The sequence below is a fragment of the Pseudomonas sp. BYT-1 genome (assembly GCF_023611805.1).
GTDB lineage: Bacteria > Pseudomonadota > Gammaproteobacteria > Pseudomonadales > Pseudomonadaceae > Aquipseudomonas > Aquipseudomonas guariconensis.
On sequence record NZ_CP072559.1, the window covers coordinates 2197978 to 2216411 of the forward strand.

General features: G+C 60.9%; 9 protein-coding genes. 3 read left to right on the forward strand and 6 right to left on the reverse strand.

The features are described 5' to 3' along the window. Nucleotide 1: 1 nt before the first annotated feature. Together J5X93_RS10195 and J5X93_RS10200 are read left to right on the forward strand one after the other, a co-directional pair. The gene (locus J5X93_RS10195) at nucleotides 2–6322 is read left to right on the forward strand and encodes a DEAD/DEAH box helicase family protein (RefSeq protein ID WP_250034807.1); all 6321 of its coding nucleotides are present in this window, start codon (nucleotides 2–4) and stop codon (nucleotides 6320–6322) included. Further along, nucleotides 6319–8409, forward strand: coding sequence for a UvrD-helicase domain-containing protein (locus J5X93_RS10200; protein WP_250034808.1), 2091 nt, complete (start codon nucleotides 6319–6321; stop codon nucleotides 8407–8409). The genes J5X93_RS10195 and J5X93_RS10200 overlap by 4 nt, the downstream gene beginning before the upstream one ends. 816 nt (nucleotides 8410–9225) lie before the next feature. Here J5X93_RS10200 and J5X93_RS10205 read toward each other — a convergent pair. The 3 genes from J5X93_RS10205 to J5X93_RS10215 form a co-directional block, all read right to left on the reverse strand. After that, on the reverse strand, nucleotides 9226–10503 hold the full coding sequence (locus tag J5X93_RS10205; RefSeq protein WP_043213632.1) for a bifunctional O-acetylhomoserine aminocarboxypropyltransferase/cysteine synthase: 1278 nt from the start codon (nucleotides 10501–10503) through the stop codon (nucleotides 9226–9228). A gap of 178 nt (nucleotides 10504–10681) precedes the next feature. Further along, complete coding sequence (locus J5X93_RS10210; protein ID WP_102082457.1) at nucleotides 10682–11659, reverse strand: 5'-nucleotidase; 978 nt, start codon at nucleotides 11657–11659, stop codon at nucleotides 10682–10684. 31 nt (nucleotides 11660–11690) lie between these two features. Further along, on the reverse strand, nucleotides 11691–12839 hold the full coding sequence (locus J5X93_RS10215) for a helix-turn-helix transcriptional regulator (RefSeq protein ID WP_090345656.1): 1149 nt from the start codon (nucleotides 12837–12839) through the stop codon (nucleotides 11691–11693). A 220-nt stretch (nucleotides 12840–13059) separates the two neighbouring features. Here J5X93_RS10215 and J5X93_RS10220 point away from each other — a divergent pair, with 220 nt between their 5' ends. Further along, complete coding sequence (locus tag J5X93_RS10220; protein ID WP_182941118.1) at nucleotides 13060–14673, forward strand: phosphoethanolamine transferase; 1614 nt, start codon at nucleotides 13060–13062, stop codon at nucleotides 14671–14673. Between the two features lie 45 nt (nucleotides 14674–14718). Here the strand turns inward: J5X93_RS10220 and cysN are convergent, their stop codons facing one another. The 3 genes from cysN to J5X93_RS10235 all read right to left on the reverse strand — a co-directional run bounded on the left by cysN (nucleotide 14719) and on the right by J5X93_RS10235 (nucleotide 18083). Beyond that, a complete protein-coding gene (cysN, locus tag J5X93_RS10225) occupies nucleotides 14719–16605 on the reverse strand; it encodes a sulfate adenylyltransferase subunit CysN (RefSeq protein ID WP_250034810.1) in 1887 nt (628 codons plus the stop codon). Beyond that, a complete protein-coding gene (cysD, locus tag J5X93_RS10230; RefSeq protein WP_256664336.1) occupies nucleotides 16605–17519 on the reverse strand; it encodes a sulfate adenylyltransferase subunit CysD in 915 nt (304 codons plus the stop codon). The genes cysN and cysD overlap by 1 nt, the downstream gene beginning before the upstream one ends. A gap of 93 nt (nucleotides 17520–17612) precedes the next feature. Then, nucleotides 17613–18083 (reverse strand): SRPBCC domain-containing protein, encoded by a 471-nt coding sequence (locus J5X93_RS10235; protein ID WP_102082462.1) that lies wholly within the window; start codon nucleotides 18081–18083, stop codon nucleotides 17613–17615. Nucleotides 18084–18434 lie beyond the last annotated feature (351 nt).

Here is an 18434-nt window from a genome sequence, read left to right on the forward strand (position 1 = left end):
CATGCAGCCCTTGATCGTTTCTCAGCAGCTTACCCAGGGCGTCGCGGATTTCCTGCGTACAGCATTTCCCTCGACTACGAATGGTTTCGAGGGCTTGTTAGAGCGGTTTCTGGCTGAGCGCAGCAATGTGTTCAAGGGCCCCTACGTGTCGCTTCCTTTGCCGTTTCGCAAGCATATGGGGGATGGCATGCGGGCCTTTCCCTGGCTGTTCGAAGGGTTCGTGCCGCATGCGCATCAGGCCCGTGCTTTCGCTCGACTGAGCGGCGTCGCAGCGCAATCAACGTTGGTGGCAACCGGTACTGGCTCAGGTAAGACCGAGTGCTTTCTGTATCCGATTCTGGAGCATTGCCGTCAGGCGCAGGCAGAGGGGCGGCGAGGGATCAAGGCAATCATCCTGTATCCGATGAATGCCCTGGCGACTGACCAGGCCGGCCGGGTAGCTAAGGAAATTGTCAAAACGGCTGGGTTGGCAGGCGTTCGTGCGGGCTTGTATGTAGGGGATGCGCCTGCCGAGCTGTCGCAAACGGTACGCCGACTGGAGGATGGCAGCTTTTCGGTGATTACCGATCGCGATGTGCTGCGTAGCAACCCGCCGGATATCCTGCTGACCAACTACAAGATGCTGGATTTTCTACTGATTCGTGCCGCCGATACGCCGCTGTGGGTGCATCAGCAGCCGGATACGCTGCGATATTTGGTCGTGGACGAATTGCATACCTTCGATGGTGCGCAGGGTACCGATCTGGCCTGTCTGATCCGTCGCCTGAAAGGCCGCCTGCAAACTCCGCCTGGGCAACTGGTCTGTGTCGGGACTTCGGCCACTCTGGGCGATGATGGGGTAGGCGATCTACTGGCGTTTGCGGGCGATGTATTCGGCGAGGCGCTGGATGAGCAAGCGGTCATCTCCGAAGATCGTGAGTCGGTTGGCGATTACTTGGCTGAGGCTCTGGTGGAGTTCACCCTGAGTCCGCAGCCGATGCAGGTGGATAAACTGCCCCCTGAGCAATATGCCAATTTGCCTGCCTATTTGGCTGCTCAAGCCGAGCTGTGGTTTGGTGAGCCCTGCACGGCCGAGCAGGTGCAGGACTTTCGTTGGCGCTGTGCGCTGGGAGATCGACTAAAAAGTCACTTTGCCTTTCAGAACCTGTTGCGTGACCTGGAACGGTTAGGGCCTAAGTCGGTATTGCTGGACGATCTGCTGACGCTGCTGCAGCGTCGCCTGCCTGCGTGTGATGAACCACGTTACCCCATGCTCTGGTTGTCCAGCCTGCTGGCGCTGGTGGCCCATGCGCGTAAAGACGCCCATCAGGATTTCTTTCTGCAGGTAAAAGTTGAAATCTGGCTGCGTGAGTTGCGCCGCATGGTTGCCGTGCTGGATGAGCACCCGCAGTTGCGTCACCACGATGATCTGCGCAAGGCCGATCTGACGCGCTTGCATCTGCCGGTCATCCACTGCAGGGAGTGCCATGCCATGGGCTGGGGTGCGACTGTGCAGAAGACCAGCCCTAATCAGTTGGGGCACGATCTGCAGGGATTCTATAGCGCGTTCTTTGCCGAAGATGTAGCGACCCGATTCGTTTTTCCGGTGGGTAACGAGCACAACCCTGCGGTGTTCGAGCGCAAGCAAGTCTGTCCGGCTTGCGGCACTTTGCATCCGGATGCACAAAGCCACTGCGCCCATTGTGAGGATCAGTCGCTGGTGCGGGTGGATATTGCCCACAACCTGCGAGAGAGCACTCGTAATGGTGCCAAGTTCACCAAGGCGCACCACGACTGTCCTTATTGCAATGGCTACAAAACCCTAACCATTGTCGGCTCCCAGGCAGCCAGCCTGGCGGCGGTGATGGTAGGGCAGTTGTTTGCCAGCCGCTTCAATGCCGATAAGAAGCTGATCGCTTTCTCCGATTCTGTTCAGGATGCGGCGCATCGCGCAGGTTTTCTCGCGGCTCGTACCTGGCGCCTGAACCTGCGTCCGGCGTTGGCCCAGGTAATTGCTCAGGCGGGTGAGCGGCCTCTGACCCTGGCTGAGCTGCCTGCGGCTTTTGCCGGCTTCTGGCGTGCCAGGTTGGGCGATGGCCACTACGTGGCCAATTTCTTGCCGCCGCAACTGCAATGGCTGCGCGACTTCGAGACGCTGATGGAGGAAGGCCAGCTGCCCCAAGGCAGCAACCTGGGGCGTGAGTTGGACAAGGTACTGCCTTGGGTGTTGGAAGCTGAGTTCGGACAGGACGCACATATCGGCCGAACCTTGGTTGCGACGGCAACGGCCAGCGTGGTGCCGCTACCAGGTCGCCTTCAGCAGGCGGTGGACTGGATGGGGCCTCGCCTGCGAGAAGCCCTGGAGCCACTGGCTGGCACTCACGGCAATGACTTGGCCGTGTTTCTTCATGGCCTTATCCAGATGCTGCAGCGTCTGGGAGCCTGGCATGACCAAGAGCTGAATTTTTATGCGCGCATGGGCAGCAGTCCCTGGGGATACAAGAAGAACCCTAGCCATTTCAAACTGCTAAGCGGCCCCAGACCTCCGCGCTTTGTCACCTTGATCGACTACCAGCGTTGCGCATCCGTGAGTGGCAGCCATTCCGGGATATTCCGCGCCTGGGCATTCCAGGCGTTGCCAGAGCTGGATGGGCTGGCGCTGGGGGCCGAGCAGCTGTGGTTGCCGCTTTATCGTCTGGCATTCGAGGCCTTAGCCGAGGCTGGGCTGGCAGATTATGTGGAGGCGGAGGGCAAGTCGGACATCCGCGTATGGGGGCTGCAGCCGGATGCTTTTGCTGTTGTGCCGGGTGGTCGAGGCTGGCGCTGTGATCGTTGCCATAGCAGCCTAATGGCTGGGCCAGAAGAGAACCTAGCAGGGCAACCGTGCCGTCGTAAGGACTGCCGCGGACATCTGCATGCATCTGCCGAGCAAGGTGATTTTTACCGCAAGCTTTATCTCAATGCCGATATCCAAAGGGTGGTCGCTCATGAGCACACCGGGCTATTGCCCCGCGATACGCGCGAGGCAGTGGAGCGTAACTTCAAGTCCGATAGCGGGCGACCGGGTGCGATAAATGTACTGTCGGCAACGCCCACGTTGGAGATGGGTATTGATATCGGTGACCTCTCCAGCGTGCTGCAATGTTCGGTGCCACCTCAGCAAGCCAATTACATTCAGCGTGCTGGCCGGGCAGGGCGCAGTACGGGTAATGCGCTGCTGATGAGCTTGGCTGCCAGCAAGCCGCATGACCTGTATTTCTGGGAAGACCCCAAGAGCATGATCGCCGGTTCGGTCCAGGCTCCGGGGGTTTTCCTGAATGCTTCGGCGGTGTTGGAGCGGCAGATGACCGCCTTTACCCTGGACTGCTGGGTGCAGCAGAACGGTCGCAATGCGCAGATACCTGCAGAAATTCGTCAAGTGTTCAGTGCCATCGTTAATCAGAGCACAACGCGCTTCCCCTATCCCTGGTTGAGTTTTGTCGAGCAGAACCGGGCACTACTGCTGGAGCGCTTCCTTCGGCTGTTCAATCACGGGGCTCAGGCGCCACTGAGTGAAGCTACGCAGCAGTTCTTACAGCGCTTCATCGAGGGCGATGAAGCGCAGAACAGCCCGTTGGCGCTGAAGATCATCAATCGCTTGCAGGGTATTGCCTCCGATGTGGAAAGCATCAAGCGCAAGCGCGATGCCACGGTCAAGGAGATCGACAAGCTTCAGGCACTGCCAGTGCGTGGTGAAGAGCAGGAGGAGGAACTGTCCCGTCTGACGCAGGATCGCACGGCTCTGGCGCGACTGATCGGCAGCATTGAGGGCAAGGCGACGCTGAACGTGCTTACCGATGAGGGCCTGCTGCCGAACTATGCGTTCCCCGAACAGGGCGTTCTGCTGCGCTCGATGATTGTTCGGGACTCCAAGCCGGGTACTGCGACACCGGATTCGGAAACCTTCGAATATGAGCGGCCGGGGTCTACGGCCATTACCGAGTTGGCGCCGAACAACACCTTCTATGCCGAAGGGCGCAAGGTGGTGATCAACCAGGTAGATGTGTCCAAGGTAAAGCCAGAGTACTGGCGCTTTTGTCGGCAGTGCTCCTATACCGAGCCACTGAGTTCTGGGGATCAGCACCCGAGCTGCCCTCGGTGCGGCGATGGTTTGTGGAAAGACAGTGGTCGGGTACATGAGATGCTGCGGCTAACCACGGTATTTGCTCGAACCCTGGATCGCGATAGCCGCATTGCCGATGACTCGGATGAGCGTGAGCGCGGCTTTTATGTGCGCCAGGCTCTGGTGGATAGCCCACCTGATGCTGTGCGCCAGGCATTCGTGTTCGATCAGCAAAGCTTCCCCTTCGGCTTCGAGTTCCTCGACCGAGTGACCTTCCGTGAGGTCAACTTCGGTGAGCAGTCGGAACAGGGCGCGCCGATGGAGATCGGCGGCAAGGAGCTTAACCGCCCTGGGTTCAGCATATGCACCGAGTGCGGCACCTTGCAGCGCAAGCGTAAGGCAGAAGAGCTATTCCGTAATCACGCATCCTGGTGTTCCAGGCGTAAGAACCCTGAAGCCAGCACCCAGCAGTGCGTGTTCTTGTACAGAGAGTTCACCAGCGAAGGTATTCGGTTGTTCCTTCCGGAGGTCGGCTTTGCCGATACCAACGAAGCGCTGTTGAGCTTTGTTGCTGCGTTGGAGTTGGGGCTAGCCAGGCGCTTCCGTGGGGCGGTTGATCACCTGCGAATCGCGTTGGATATGCGAATGGCCGCCGGTTCGGACAACCCACGTTGCTATCTGGTGATCTATGACAGTGTGCCCGGAGGTACGGGTTATCTGAAAGAGCTGATGCGCGCGCCGGAGCCGTTGCTGGAGGTGTTTGAAACGGCCCTCAAGGCGCTTGACGAATGCAGTTGCAATCAGAATCCGGAAACCGACGGTTGCTACCGCTGTGTCTATCGCTACCGCAACAGCCATGAGCGCCAGTCGATCTCCCGCAGTACTGCGCAGAAGCTGTTGGGGGAGGTGATGCAGCACAAGGGTGGACTGCATCCGGTCAATCAACTGGCTGATGTGCAGCCTGACAATCAACTGCTGGAAAGTGTGCTGGAGAAGCGTTTTGTCGAGGCACTGCGTCGTGAGCATGATGGCGGTAAGTTCAAGCTGAGCGAGGTACTATTCAAGGGCAAGGCTGGCTATGAGTTGCAGGCCGGTGCGCGCCGCTGGCGGCTGGAGCTTCAGGTGCCTCTTGGGGAGGCCGATGGCGTGGTGGTGCCGTGCAGGCCGGACTTCGTGTTCTGGCCTGACGACACTGTGGATGACCTGCCGATTGCATTGTTTGTCGACGGTTGGCAGTACCACAAGGAAATTGTGACTACTGATCTCGTCAAGCGTATGGCCGTAGCCAAGAGCGGGCGCTTCTCTGTCTGGACGTTGACCTGGGACGATGTTGAAGCGGCTCTTTTAGGGCAGCCAGTCAAGACCCCCTCCCCCTGGCCAAACCTGATAGAGGCTCAGTCCCAGCATGTTGTTGAGAAGCTCTGTAGCGCCATGGGATTGCCAGGCTTCTCCAGCTTTGCCGTGCTTGAGCCATTCACTCAGCTGCATCGGCGTCTTGCTGGTGTCACAGGCGCACAGATGCGCCAGTACAGTGTGGCGCTGGCTGTGGGGCTGTTGATGCCTCCGGGTGATCAGAGTGCATTGCAGACCATGAAGGGGCGGGCCTTCATGCAGCGGTTGGATGAGTTGGGCTTGCTGCCGAACCATGCCGATTTACGCCAGTCATTCAGAGCTCTGGGGGATGGTGTCTACCTGGCGGTGGCGATGCGTGCTGACCAATTACGCCAGGTAATGGGCGGCAAGTGCGCAGCAGATGACGAGCCTTGGCTGGCCTTGGAATGGCTGCAAGAGAATATGGGGGGCGAAGAGATCAAGCTGCGCTGGCAGCAACTCTGGCGTTTGCTCAACCTGCTGCTGCCTTTGCGCCATTTGTGGGCCGGTTGTGCCGATATACCCGGCCTGGCAACGCTGTTAAACAGCCCTCTGTTGCAACAGCCGGATGTAACTGCCGATTGGCTGGAAGCATTGGAGATTGTCGCTACTGAACTCTCATCCTGGTGTCAGGCCTTTGCCGCCATGGGGGTTAATGCACCTATTGCTGGTTTTGAGTTGCTGGATGACAAGCAATGCGTGTTGGCGGAGGCAGAGCTGGCTTGGCCGGCAGTGAAGGTGGCGATTTTCCTGCCGGATTACTCGGATACCCTGGGTGTATTCGAGAACCGTGGGTGGCATTGTTTTGTCGCTGAAGGCGGGGCGCTGCCTGAGCCGTTACGTAATCTATTGATGGAGACTCTGGCATGACGCTGGCCCCGAAAATCGCGATGTCTGACGACTTTCTCAAGTCCTTTGCTGCCGTGCCTCGTGCTCAGCAGTTGGCCGTACTGAATTTTGTGGCCAAGTTTCGGCAGAACCCCATGGCGACAGGGATTAATTACGAGCGCATTCGTGATGCTGCCGATGCAAACATGCGTTCGGTGCGTATCAACGACAATATGCGCGGCATTGTGCTCAAGCCTAATGTTGGCAATGTGTATTGCTTGCTCTGGGTCGATCAGCACGATGCGGCATACCAATGGGCCAGCCGGCATCGCGTAGCTATTCACCCGGATGTGGGCAGTATTCAGGTGTATGCGGTTCATGAAGTATCCGATGCTCAGCCTGCGCAGTTCGAGCAGAGCCCTGAGAGGGCAGGCCTTTTCCATGCGCTCAAGGATCGCGAGATTCGCCGTTTGGGGGTTCCGGATGATCGGTTGGCGGCGGTACGGGCGGTGTGCACCGAGGAGCAGCTGGAGGCTCTTCAGAGTGAGCTTCCCGATGAGGCCTTCGAGGCGCTTTATCTTTTTGCTGCTGGTGAATCCTACGAGAAAATAATCAGCGAGCGAAGCGCTCCAGATGCGGTGGATCAAAGCGACTTTGCCGCAGCGCTTGAGCGTGATGGTAGCCGTCGACACTTTGTCGTGCTGACGGATGACAGCGATCTGGAGGCTTTGTTGGCCGCGCCTCTAGAGCGCTGGCGAGTGTTTTTGCATCCTAGCCAGCGCAAACTGGTGGAGCGCGACTGGAATGGCCCGGTCAAGGTAACGGGCGGTGCCGGAACCGGGAAAACGGTTGTGGCGATGCATCGGGCAGCGAGGCTTGCGCGCCAATACGCGGCACTGCCCGGTAAACCTGTTCTGTTCACCACCTTCACCAAAACGCTGGCTGAAGACATTCGCCAACATTTGCAGATGCTTTGTACACCGCAGGAGCTGGAAAAGATCCAGGTGGTCAACCTTGATCAATGGGCCCTGGGTCTGTTGCGCCGCTTTGGTTATCCCCATGAGTTGCTCTACAAAGAGGCGGATCGTCGGCGTTTCTGGCAGGCAGCAATGTCTGCCATGCCTGCGGGGGCTGATTTATCTCTGCCCTTTATGCGTGCCGAATTCGAGCGTGTTGTGCTGCCCCAGGGCTGCGAAACGGCGGATCAATATATGCGTGCCAGCCGTATTGGCCGCGGGGGTCAGCTTGGGCGCGCCCAGCGCAAGTCAATCTGGCCGGTTTTTGCCGAGTACCGTGCGCAACTCCAAGCGGCCAACCTTCGGGAGCCGGAAGAAGCATTTCGCGAGGCATGTCAGCTTTTGGAGCGGGAGAAGCCGGTACTGGGCATACGCTCCATGGTGGTAGACGAAGGGCAAGACATCAGCGCTGCAGCCTTTGCCTTGATCCGCGCAGCTGTGCCCCCCGCTGACAATGACCTGTTTATCGTTGGAGATGCGCATCAGCGCATCTATCGGCACAAAGTCGTTCTGAGCCGAGTCGGCATTGAGGTGCGTGGTCGTAGTCGCAATTTGCGTATTAACTACCGTACAACGGATGAGATTCGTCAGTGGGCCTGTGCGCAGCTGGAAGGCTGCAGTGTTGATGACCTGGATGGTAGTGCCGACAGCTTGCGCGGATATCGATCACTCACTCATGGCGATGCGCCAGACCTCATTTGTTCATCTTCGTTGCAAGAAGATGGGGAACATATCCAGTCGGTTCTGAATCAGCTCCAGGCTGATGGTATTGAGCTCCGCCAAATCTGCATTACAGCGCGGACCAACGATGATCTCGATGCTCTAGGGGAGGGGTTGAGACGAGGCGGGATTCCCACTTTGCGCCTGGATAACTCAACTTCAGATGATGCCTCGGCTGAAGGAGTGCGCTTGGCAACCATGCATCGAATCAAAGGGCTTGAGTTTAGCGTGATCATCGTGGCGGCTTACAAGGGGGCTGTGGCCTATGCCGAGCAATTTAGTCGTGATGAGGATGCGGGGGTCGTCGAGGATACCGAGCTGGTCGAACGTTGCCTGCTGCACGTGGCCGCGACGCGGGCTAAGAGGAATTTGTTTGTTCTGAATCGATCTTGATTTGGGTCAGCCTGGCTAGCTCTTAGTTTTTATATGACTACAGTAAGTTTTACTTGAGGTTCAGCTAGGCCGCTTTATTGCCATGAAGCGGCCGTGACCTTTCGGGGCGGATTCGTTGAGCCAGATGTCCCGAGTGCCTGGCTTGATGCTCATTTGTCGGTCTGTGATGTCTGCCATTTCGTCGTCCTTATCGGTGCTACATCCGGTGACCGTTTGGTGACCGTTTGTGCGTGGATTCGGTCGCAGGCTACAAGACGACAGTGGAAGCTAAAATAAGGCATTATTGTATAGGAAACAACGGGTTACGTTTTTTAGGCGGTTCTCCTTGGGGTGTGCTGGATGAGCTTTCACCAGTATGGGGTGCAAGGGGTAGAGTGTTCGAATCACTCCGTCCCGACCAAAAATCCCTAGAAAATCCAGTCACCGCAAGGTGACTGGATTTTTTTATGTCTGGTGGTTTTCGAGTGCCTCGGGAGACTGGGCAGCACGGCGAGTGGTGATCGGCTTGTATGAGTAGCGATTGCTCGTAGAGGATTTAATGGCAGGGCTTTGGGCACTGATGGCCTTGGTGACAGAGTGGTGGATATGGCTACTGAACACCCGCCGCTTTCGAGGCCTCTGGAAACGCCTCTGCGTCATGCGCAGGCGCCGCACCCGCCAGCGGCGCCTGATCCGACAGCTCAAACGAATGCGTAGGCGTTAGGTTTCTGATGACGGCGTCGTCCTTGTGGACGCCTGCGCGGGTAAATTGGAGCGCCGGAGCGCCACTCCCATTTACCCGTGAATAGGCCAGGGCCTGTCAACGATTGCAACCCGTCACCCGCGGCTCGCCTCCAGCGCCTGCGCCAGGTCCGCGATGATGTCATCGCAGTGCTCGATCCCGATCGACAGTCGCACCATGTCCCTTGGTACCCCAGCTTTTTCCAGCTCTTCATCATTGAGTTGGCGATGGGTGGTGGACGCGGGATGGCAGGCCAGTGACTTGGCATCGCCGATGTTCACCAAGCGCACCACCAACTGCAGCGCATCGATGAAGCGTGCGCCGGCTTCTTGCCCGCCTTTGATCCCGAACGAAAGAATCGACGCCGGTTTGCCGCCGGTGTAGCGGCGCGCTAGCGCGTGCTCCGGATGGTCCGGCAAGCCGGCGTACTTCACCCAGGCGACCTGTTGGTGCCCTTGCAGGTAGTGGGCGACCTTCAGGGCGTTTTCGGTGTGTCGCTCCATGCGCAGGGCCAGGGTCTCAAGCCCCTGCAGGATCAAGAACGCATTGAACGGCGACAACGCCGCACCCGTGTTGCGCAGCGGCACCACGCGGCAGCGGCCGATGAAGGCGGCGGGGCCGAAGGCTTCGGTATAGGTCACGCCGTGGTAGGACGGATCGGGGGTGTTGAGCAGGGCGAAGCGTGCTTTGTTATCGGCCCAGGGGAATTTGCCGGAATCGATGACGATGCCGCCGATGCTGGTGCCGTGGCCGCCGATGTACTTGGTCAGCGAGTGCACGACGATGTCGGCACCGTGCTCGAAGGGGCGACACAGGATCGGGGTGGCGACAGTGTTGTCGACGATCAGCGGCACGCCGTGGCGGTGCGCGGCGTCGGCCAGGGCCTGGAGATCGACGATGTTACCGGCGGGGTTGCCGATGGATTCGCAGAACACCGCCTTGGTACGGTCGTCGATCAGCGCTTCAAGGGCGGCGATATCGTCATGCGGCGCGAAGCGGGTCTGGATGCCCATGCGTGGCAGGGTGTGGGCCAGCAGGTTGTAGGTGCCGCCATAGAGCTTGGCCACCGAGACGATATTGTCGCCGGCCTCGGCGACGGTCTGGATGGCATAGGTGATGGCGGCCATGCCCGAGGCAACGGCCAGGGCGCCGACACCGCCTTCCAACGCCGCCATGCGCTGCTCGAGGACGTCGTTGGTGGGGTTCATGATGCGCGAGTAGATGTTGCCGGCTACCTTCAGATCGAACAGGTCGGCGCCGTGCTGGGTGTCGTCGAAGGCGAACGAGGTGGTCTGGTAGATCGGGACGGCCACAGCCTTGGTGGTCGGGTCGGGGCTGAAGCCCGCGTGGATGGCCAGGGTTTCCAGCTTCATGTATCGATCCTTGAGTCGTGGTGGAAGCGTTTGAGCATGGAGGCTGGGGGGAGGGTGGTCAAGGTGATGGAAGGCGAGTGATGTGCTCGAAAAGTTGATGTGCTTGGATACCCACCGTTGGTCCGTGAGCCTCGATCAGCACTCGCCCGGATGAGGCATCCCGGCGCTGGCGGATAACTTATTCGCTTTCCGCCTTTGCAGGTTCGGCCAGCGCATTGCCCGCTTCCCGACGCTTGTTCGCCACCCCAAACGGCACATGCACCATCGGCAGATCCCCAGCCACGGACGTCAGGTGGCTGCGTTGGTCGTCGAAAAACATGTGCGGCTTGAGGATCGACAGCACGCGGTCTTTTTCCATGCCGCCCAGGAAGAACGACTCGTCCGGCGACACGCCCCAGTTCTTCAAGGTGGTCACCACCCGCTCATGGGACGGCGCATTGCGCGCGGTGACGATGGCGATGCGCAGGATGCGCTGGTAGTCCGGGCACTGGGCCAGTTTCTGGTCCTCCAGGGTGCGGATGTGCGAGAGCTTGCGGTAGAGGTCCGCCAGCGGGCCTGGCTGGTGGGGGATGGCCTTGCGGTCGCGCTCGTGGGCCAGGAACTCGCCGAGGTCGTGATGCTGCTTGTACACGCTCTCGGCCTCGTCATCGGCGATCACGCCATCGAAGTCGAAAGCCACCCTCAGCTCGGTGTCGATTTCATCGTCGTAGATGCGCGTGGGCAGCACGAGGCCGGCGGGGTAGTCGGCGTCGATGGCGCGCTGGACGTCTTCTTCGTGGGCGCTCAAGAACAGCGAGGCATTGAAGGCCGGGATGTACTCGTAGGGCGAGCGGCCGGACATGAATGCCGCCCGGGTGATGTCCAGGCCGTAGTGGTCGATCGAGCGGAACACCCGCAGGCCGGTCTCGGGCGAATTGCGTGAGAGCAGCACCACTTCTACCGGCAGTTGCGCGGGGAAGGCCTTGTTGATGCTCAGAAAACGCCGGATGAACGGGAAGGCGACGCCCTTGGGGAAGGGCTCGTCGAGGTTCTGCTCCTGATGCTGGCGGTACGCCTCGACCCCCTCGGTCTTGTAGATGTCGTCGGACACGGTCAGGTCGAACAGCGCGCTGGAGGCGACGCCGACGACAAGTTTCTGCTCGATGGGGTAGGGCATGTGGCCTCCTGGGGCTGCTGTACAAGCCAGATTACCCCAACGACGCCACGCTGTTGAGCAAGGTCTTCACCAACTGCGCCTGGCGCGTGGCGCCGGTCTTGGCGAACACCCCGCGCAGGTGCGCGCGCACGGTATTGCGCGACACATGCAGCAGGTCCGCCGTTTCGTCCAGGGTCTGCCCGTCCATCACCAGCATTGCCACCTCGGTTTCCATGGGTGTGAGCTGGAACAGGCTGCGCAGCAGGTGGCGCGAGGCCTGGGGCGAGTCGGCCGGGTCGCGGATGAACAGTGCCACCGCCGGTCTGCGGGTGGCTTTGCCGGCCTGGTAGTTCAGCGGGATCGGCCGCAGCAGCAGGTTGAGTGGCATCTGGCCGCTGGGGCGGGAGAGGGTGAGCACCTCCAGCTCATCCAGCCCGCGCTGGCGCTGGCGCAGCACGGCCTGGACCGCTTGCTGCAAGGCGCGGTTCTCGTGGTTGAGGTAGGCGCACAGCTTCTCTTGCCGGCACACCAGGCCATCGCCTTCGTCGAACAGCCGCTGCGCTGCGCGGTTGCAACGCAGCTTGCGGCCGTTCTCATCGAGGATCACCGTACCGACCATCAAGCGGTCGATGGTCGCAGCATACAGCTGGCGCTCGGAGTCCAGCTGGTCCACGGCCGAGTGCAGGTCCACCGCCTGCTGCACGTGTGGCTGCAGCAGGCGTACCAGGGCGACCTCCCCGGCATCGAAGTCCGTACCGGTGTGCCCGCGGCTGGCGAACAAGGCGCAGTGCATCCCGGCGTTGGTCACCATGTTGGCCACCAGTACGTGGCGCAGGTCCAGCGGTTGCAGGTAGTTGCGGTAGAAGTCGTGGGCCAGCCACAGCGCGCTGCCCATCACCTGGTCGGCCGTAGCCACTTGATTGGCTGGCCAGTCGAGAAACGGGCAGATGGAATAGTAGTACTCGCTGTAGGACGGCTCGCCGGGCAGCAGCGGACCGTGGCTGGAGGCGTTGACGATCAGGCCGGGGCGTTCGTGCTCGGGGTTGCGCAGCACCAGGGTGATGAAACGGGCGTCAAGGCGCTGGCGCAACTGTTCGAGAAAGCTGCCCCAAGGCGTGGATTCGAGAGGGCCTTGATAGACCAAGGCGAGCAAGGCGCTGAGCGCGTCGGTAGCGATGGGAGCCGGATGATGAGCGGTCATGCTGCGCCTCGCGGGGTATCGGGAAGGGCAGTATTGATGGGGGACTTGCCGGGTAAATCGTCTGTTTGGACTAACTGGCTATGCTCGGGGATGATCCTGCCGCAACCGTCAGCGCCGGCGTCCAAGGCGAAGCCCGATGATCTATGCTCGTTCGTATGCCAGCAACGGGGTATCGCGCAGGGACGCACCTCTCCCATGGGCGCCCGACGAGCATTAGAAAATGAAACTCCCCACGTTGAAGCAGGAATGGCCGAACCTGGTGCTCTGGGCGTTTTTGCTATCGCCCATCATTATCCGCACCCTCGCCAACCCGTACGCGAAGATCGACCTGCTGGCGCTCTACACCGTCGCCATCTCGTTGCTGTGGCTGGCGGCGATCCGTTTTGCCTCCACCTATCAATTCAAGCTTCATGTTGGGTTGTTGCCGTTCTATTTGTTGGCCACCATCGACCTGTTCCTGACGCTCAACTTCAACTCCCGGTTGACGGCGGCCTACCTGTTCATCGGGCTGACCAACTACAAGGAAACGACCGACTTCCTGCTGACTTACTGGAAGTCCATTACGTTCGTGCTGGCGGTATTCGCGGCTTGTTACGGGATCGGACTGGCCGGCCTGTACCGGCGTCGGCTGCCCAAGAGCCGGTCGCTGTTCGCCTTGAGCCTGTGCGCCTTGCTGCTGGGGTATGGCGCGTACTTCTACAAGACCGTGACGGTCAATTCGCTGGGCAAGGGCGCCGTGCTCGACCTGGTCGCCAAGGACCAGAGCACGCCGGTGGGTTACCTGTCGCAAATCGGCCTGACCGCCTACCTGCACGGCGAAACCCTCGAATACATCAAGCAGCGCCAGGACACCGAGGTCAACATCACCCGCGTCGAGAACGATTCGAACATCGAAACCCTCGTTTTCGTGATCGGCGAATCTTCTCGGCCGCACAACTGGTCGCTCTACGGCTACGACAAACCGACCACACCGAACCTGGACAAGCGCCTGGGGCTGTTCAAGTTCAACCGCATGTGCACCACCGCGCCCTACACCGCGTTTGCCGTGCCGTCGATGCTGAGCCTGTCGCCGATCTCCGACTGGGACCAGATCGCCTCGACCAAATCCCTGGTGGGCATCTACCGTGCAGCGGGCTACAAAACCCATTGGTTGTCTGTCCAGGAGGTCGACAGCTTTGGTGGGATCATTCCGCAGATTGCCGCCGAGGCACACAGCCGGCAGTACTTCGAGCGCAGCTATGACGCCGCGCTGCTGCCTGTACATGAGCAAATCCTGCATTCGGCCGCTGCCAAGCAGGCGATCTTCATCCACATCAAAGGCAGCCATTTCGATTACGAGCGCCGGTATCCGGACAGCTTCGGGCAGTTCCAGCCCGCCACCGACAGCGCCAAGGACAGACTCGTCGCCCATTACGACAACACCGTGCTCTACACCGATTGGCTGTTGCACACCCTCATGAATCAACTGGAGGCCAGTAACAAACCGTCAGTGCTGGTCTACAGCTCCGATCATGGCCAGAACCTCATGGATGATGATCGCGGCTTGTTGGGGCATGGCATCGGTAATGAATACGACTTGTCGGTCTCGGCGTTCGTCTGGGCCACTGACAACGTGTCGCGCCACCAGAGCGCGAAGCTCGAAAAACTCAAGCAACGCCAAGACCAACGGGTGAGCATTGCCTCCCTGCCGCATACGCTGCTGGGGCTCACCGGCGTTTACACGGACGGCTACAACAGTGCCGAGGATCTGCTCAGCGACGACTTCGTCGACTCCAACTGCCCCTACCTGCTCGGCTCGGGTTTCGTGCCCTCGTTCGAGTTCGGTACCCGCTGAGCGGTCAGGTGCGGGCACGGCGGCGTGGCACCGCGCCCGCTGCGCTCATAGCCTGAGCAAGGCTTCGACGATGCGCTCGGCGGCGGCTTCGGCCGATTCGCGTTGGGTGTCGATGTGCAGCTCCGGGGTCACCGGTGGCTCGTAGGGCGAGTCGATGTCGGTGAAGTTCTTCAGCTCGCCCCGCCGGGCTTTCTGGTACAGCCCCTTGGGGTCGCGCTGTTCGGCCAGGGCCAGTGGGGCGTCGATGTAGATCTCCAGGAAGTTGCCATCCCCGGCAAGGCTACGGGCCATGTCGCGCTCGGCGCGAAACGGCGAGATGAACGAGACCAGGGTGATCAACCCGGCATCGAGCATCAGCTTGGCCACCTCGGCCACGCGGCGGATGTTCTCCACCCGGTCCGCCTCGGTGAAGCCCAGGTCGCGGTTCAGACCGTGGCGTACGTTGTCGCCGTCGAGCAGGTAGGTGTGCCGGCCCAGGGCGTGCAGCTTGCGTTCCACCAGGTTGGCGATGGTCGATTTACCTGCCCCCGACAACCCGGTGAACCACAGCACCCGCGGGCTCTGGCCCTTGAGCGCGGCGTGGGCCTCGCGGTTGACGTCGATGGCTTGCCAATGCACGTTCTGCGCGCGGCGCAGGGCAAAGTGCAACATGCCGGCGCCCACCGTGCGGTTGCTCAGGCGGTCGATGACGATGAAGCCGCCGGTGTCGCGGTTGTCGGCATAGGCATCGAACGGGATCGGCCGGTCCAAGTGCAGGTTGCACACGCCGATGCCGTTGAGCTCCAGGGTCTTGGCCGCGAGTTGCTCAAGGCTGTTCACATCGACCCGGTGCTTGAGATTGGCGCAGCTCATGCCTACGGTGCGGCAGCCGATCTTCATCAGGTAGGGGCGCCCGGGCAGCAGGGCGTCTTCGTCCATCCACACCAGGGTGGCCTCGAACTGGTCGGCCACCGCAGGCGGGGCGTCGGCCAGGGCGATCAGGTCGCCGCGGCTGATGTCGATCTCGTCCTTGAGCACCAAGGTCACAGCTTGGCCGCATTCGGCCCGTTGTTGCGGGCCGTTGGGGCCGAGGATTTTCGTGACCTCGCTCTGCTGGCCTGAAGGCAGTACGCGGATGCGCTCGCCGACGCTCACGCTGCCAGCGGCGACGTTGCCGCAGTAGCCGCGAAAATCAAGGTTCGGCCGGTTGACCCATTGCACTGGCAGGCGAAACGCCGCTTCGCTGGCGCGGGCCTGCTCCAGCGGCACGTCTTCCAGATACGCCAGCAGGCTCGGGCCTGTGTACCACGGGGTATTCGGGCTGGGGCTGAGCATGTTGTCGCCGCGCAGCGCCGACAGCGGGATGCACTGGATATCATGCAGGCCGATCTGCGCGGCGAAGGCGCGGTACTCGGCCTCGATGCGCTCGAACACCGCCTGGGCGTAATCCATCAGGTCGAGTTTGTTGATCGCCAGCACCACTTTGCCGATACCCAGCAGGGACACCAGGTAGCTGTGGCGGCGGGTCTGGGTCAGCAAGCCTTGGCGGGCATCCACCAGGATCACCGCCAGGTCCGCGGTGGACGCGCCGGTAACCATGTTGCGGGTGTACTGCTCATGGCCGGGGGTGTCGGCGACGATGAACTTGCGTTTATCAGTAGCGAAGAAGCGGTACGCCACATCGATGGTGATGCCTTGCTCACGCTCGGCGGCCAGGCCGTCCACCAGCAGGGCGAAGTCCAGCTCCTCGCCTTGGGTGCCGAGCTTTTTCGAGTCGGCTTCGAGCTGGCCGAGCTGGTCTTCGAACAACACCTTGGACTCGTACAGCAGGCGCCCGATCAGGGTGCTTTTGCCGTCGTCGACACTGCCACAGGTGATGAAGCGCAGCAGTTGCTTGTGCTGTTGCGCCTGCAGGTACGGGGTGAGTTCGTCGTGCTGGGTGATGGCGTTCATCAGAAGTACCCCTCTTGTTTTTTCTTCTCCATGGAGCCGGCCGAATCGCTGTCGATCAGGCGGCCTTGGCGTTCCGAGGTGCGGCTGACCAGCATCTCGCTGATGATCGCCGGCAGGTCGTCGGCGTCGCTGTCGATGGCACCGGTAAGCGGGTAGCACCCCAGGGTGCGAAAGCGCACCTTGCGCATCTGCGGGGTCTCGCCGTCACGCAGCGGCAGGCGGTGGTCGTCGACCATGATCAGGGTGCCATCGCGCTCCACCACCGGGCGCTCCTTGGCGAAGTACAGCGGCACGATGGGGATCTGCTCGAGATAGATGTATTGCCAGATATCCAGCTCGGTCCAGTTCGACAGCGGGAACACCCGCAGGCTCTCGCCCTTGCGTTTGCGCGTGTTGTACAGACGCCAAAGCTCCGGGCGCTGCTGCTTGGGGTCCCAGCGGTGCTGCTCGGAGCGCAGCGAGAACACCCGCTCCTTGGCCCGGGACTTTTCCTCGTCGCGCCGCGCGCCGCCAAAGGCTGCGTCGAAACCGTGCTTGTCCAGCGCCTGCTTGAGGCCCTGGGTCTTCCACACATCGGTGTGCAGCGCCGAGCCGTGGGTGAAAGGGTCAATGGCCTTTTCCACGCCCTCGGGGTTGATGTGCACCAGCAGTTCCAGGCCCAGGCGCTTGGCGGTCTGGTCGCGGAAGGCGATCATTTCGCGAAACTTCCAGGTGGTGTCCACGTGCAGCAGCGGGAAGGGCGGTCTGCCCGGAGCGAAGGCCTTCATCGCCAGGTGCAGCATCACCGCGCTGTCCTTGCCGATGGAGTAAAGCATCACCGGGTTTTCACACTCGGCCACCACTTCGCGGATGATCTGGATGCTCTCGGCTTCCAGCCATTGCAGATGAGTCAACATCGGATACCTCCTCGTGATCGTCCGGGCTTGGGCCCGGTTGACGCCAAGGTAGGCAATGCGCCCCCGGCTCCTCTTCGTCTGCTCGGACGAAGTGCGCCGGGGGCATGGAGATCACCCTGCAGCAGCGTGCAGCGACTCGGCGCGGGCCTTCACCGCCAGGGCCACGGCATCGAAGCCCTGCTTGACCCAGTGGCCATGGTTGGCCATGACCGTGTCGGCGGTGGGCCCCAGGAACTGGTCGGTGGTGTGGTAGCGGCAGCTGTCCGGGCCGGTACGTTCGATCACCTGCTCGCGGCGGGCGGCGTCGGGGTTGCTGGCGCTGGCGTGCATCTCCCAGGCCAGCAGGCGGTACGGTTCGAAGTCGGCCAACTGCTCGGTCACGTGGATCAGCTCACCGGGCTGCGTGGGATCAGGCAGGTACAGATTGACCGGCTCGCCCAGGCGCAAGGTGGACTCGACCTTGACCGTGTACGGGTTCCACTGGGGATAGCGGGGCAGATCGATGAGGATCGACCAGACCAGCTCTGCAGGGGCGGCGATATCCACGGTGACGGAGCGAACCAGGTTTTTTTCTGTTGTCATCAAGGTGTCCTCGTTGGATGGCCCAAGCCCGGCTGGGCGCGGGAGAGCCAGATGGCCCAACGGGGGATCGTCGCCCGTTGCGACGGGGGGCTCCTCGTCCGTTTGGACGAGGAGGCAGAGTGAGGTAATCCTACTTGGAGCTAGGCATTGTTCCGTATGAGTGGCGGCAAAATCCGCCTGCTGTGAAGCAGTGCGCGTGCAGAACTCTGATCGAAAGTTAGGAACAATCCCACGCTACTGAACAAGGAGTGATGCACATGCCATCCAACGGTAATCCACCTTCAGCCTGGGGCAGGGCGCACGGGCGATCATTGTTCTCGTCGCCTCCCACTGCGCAAGCACACACGCCTG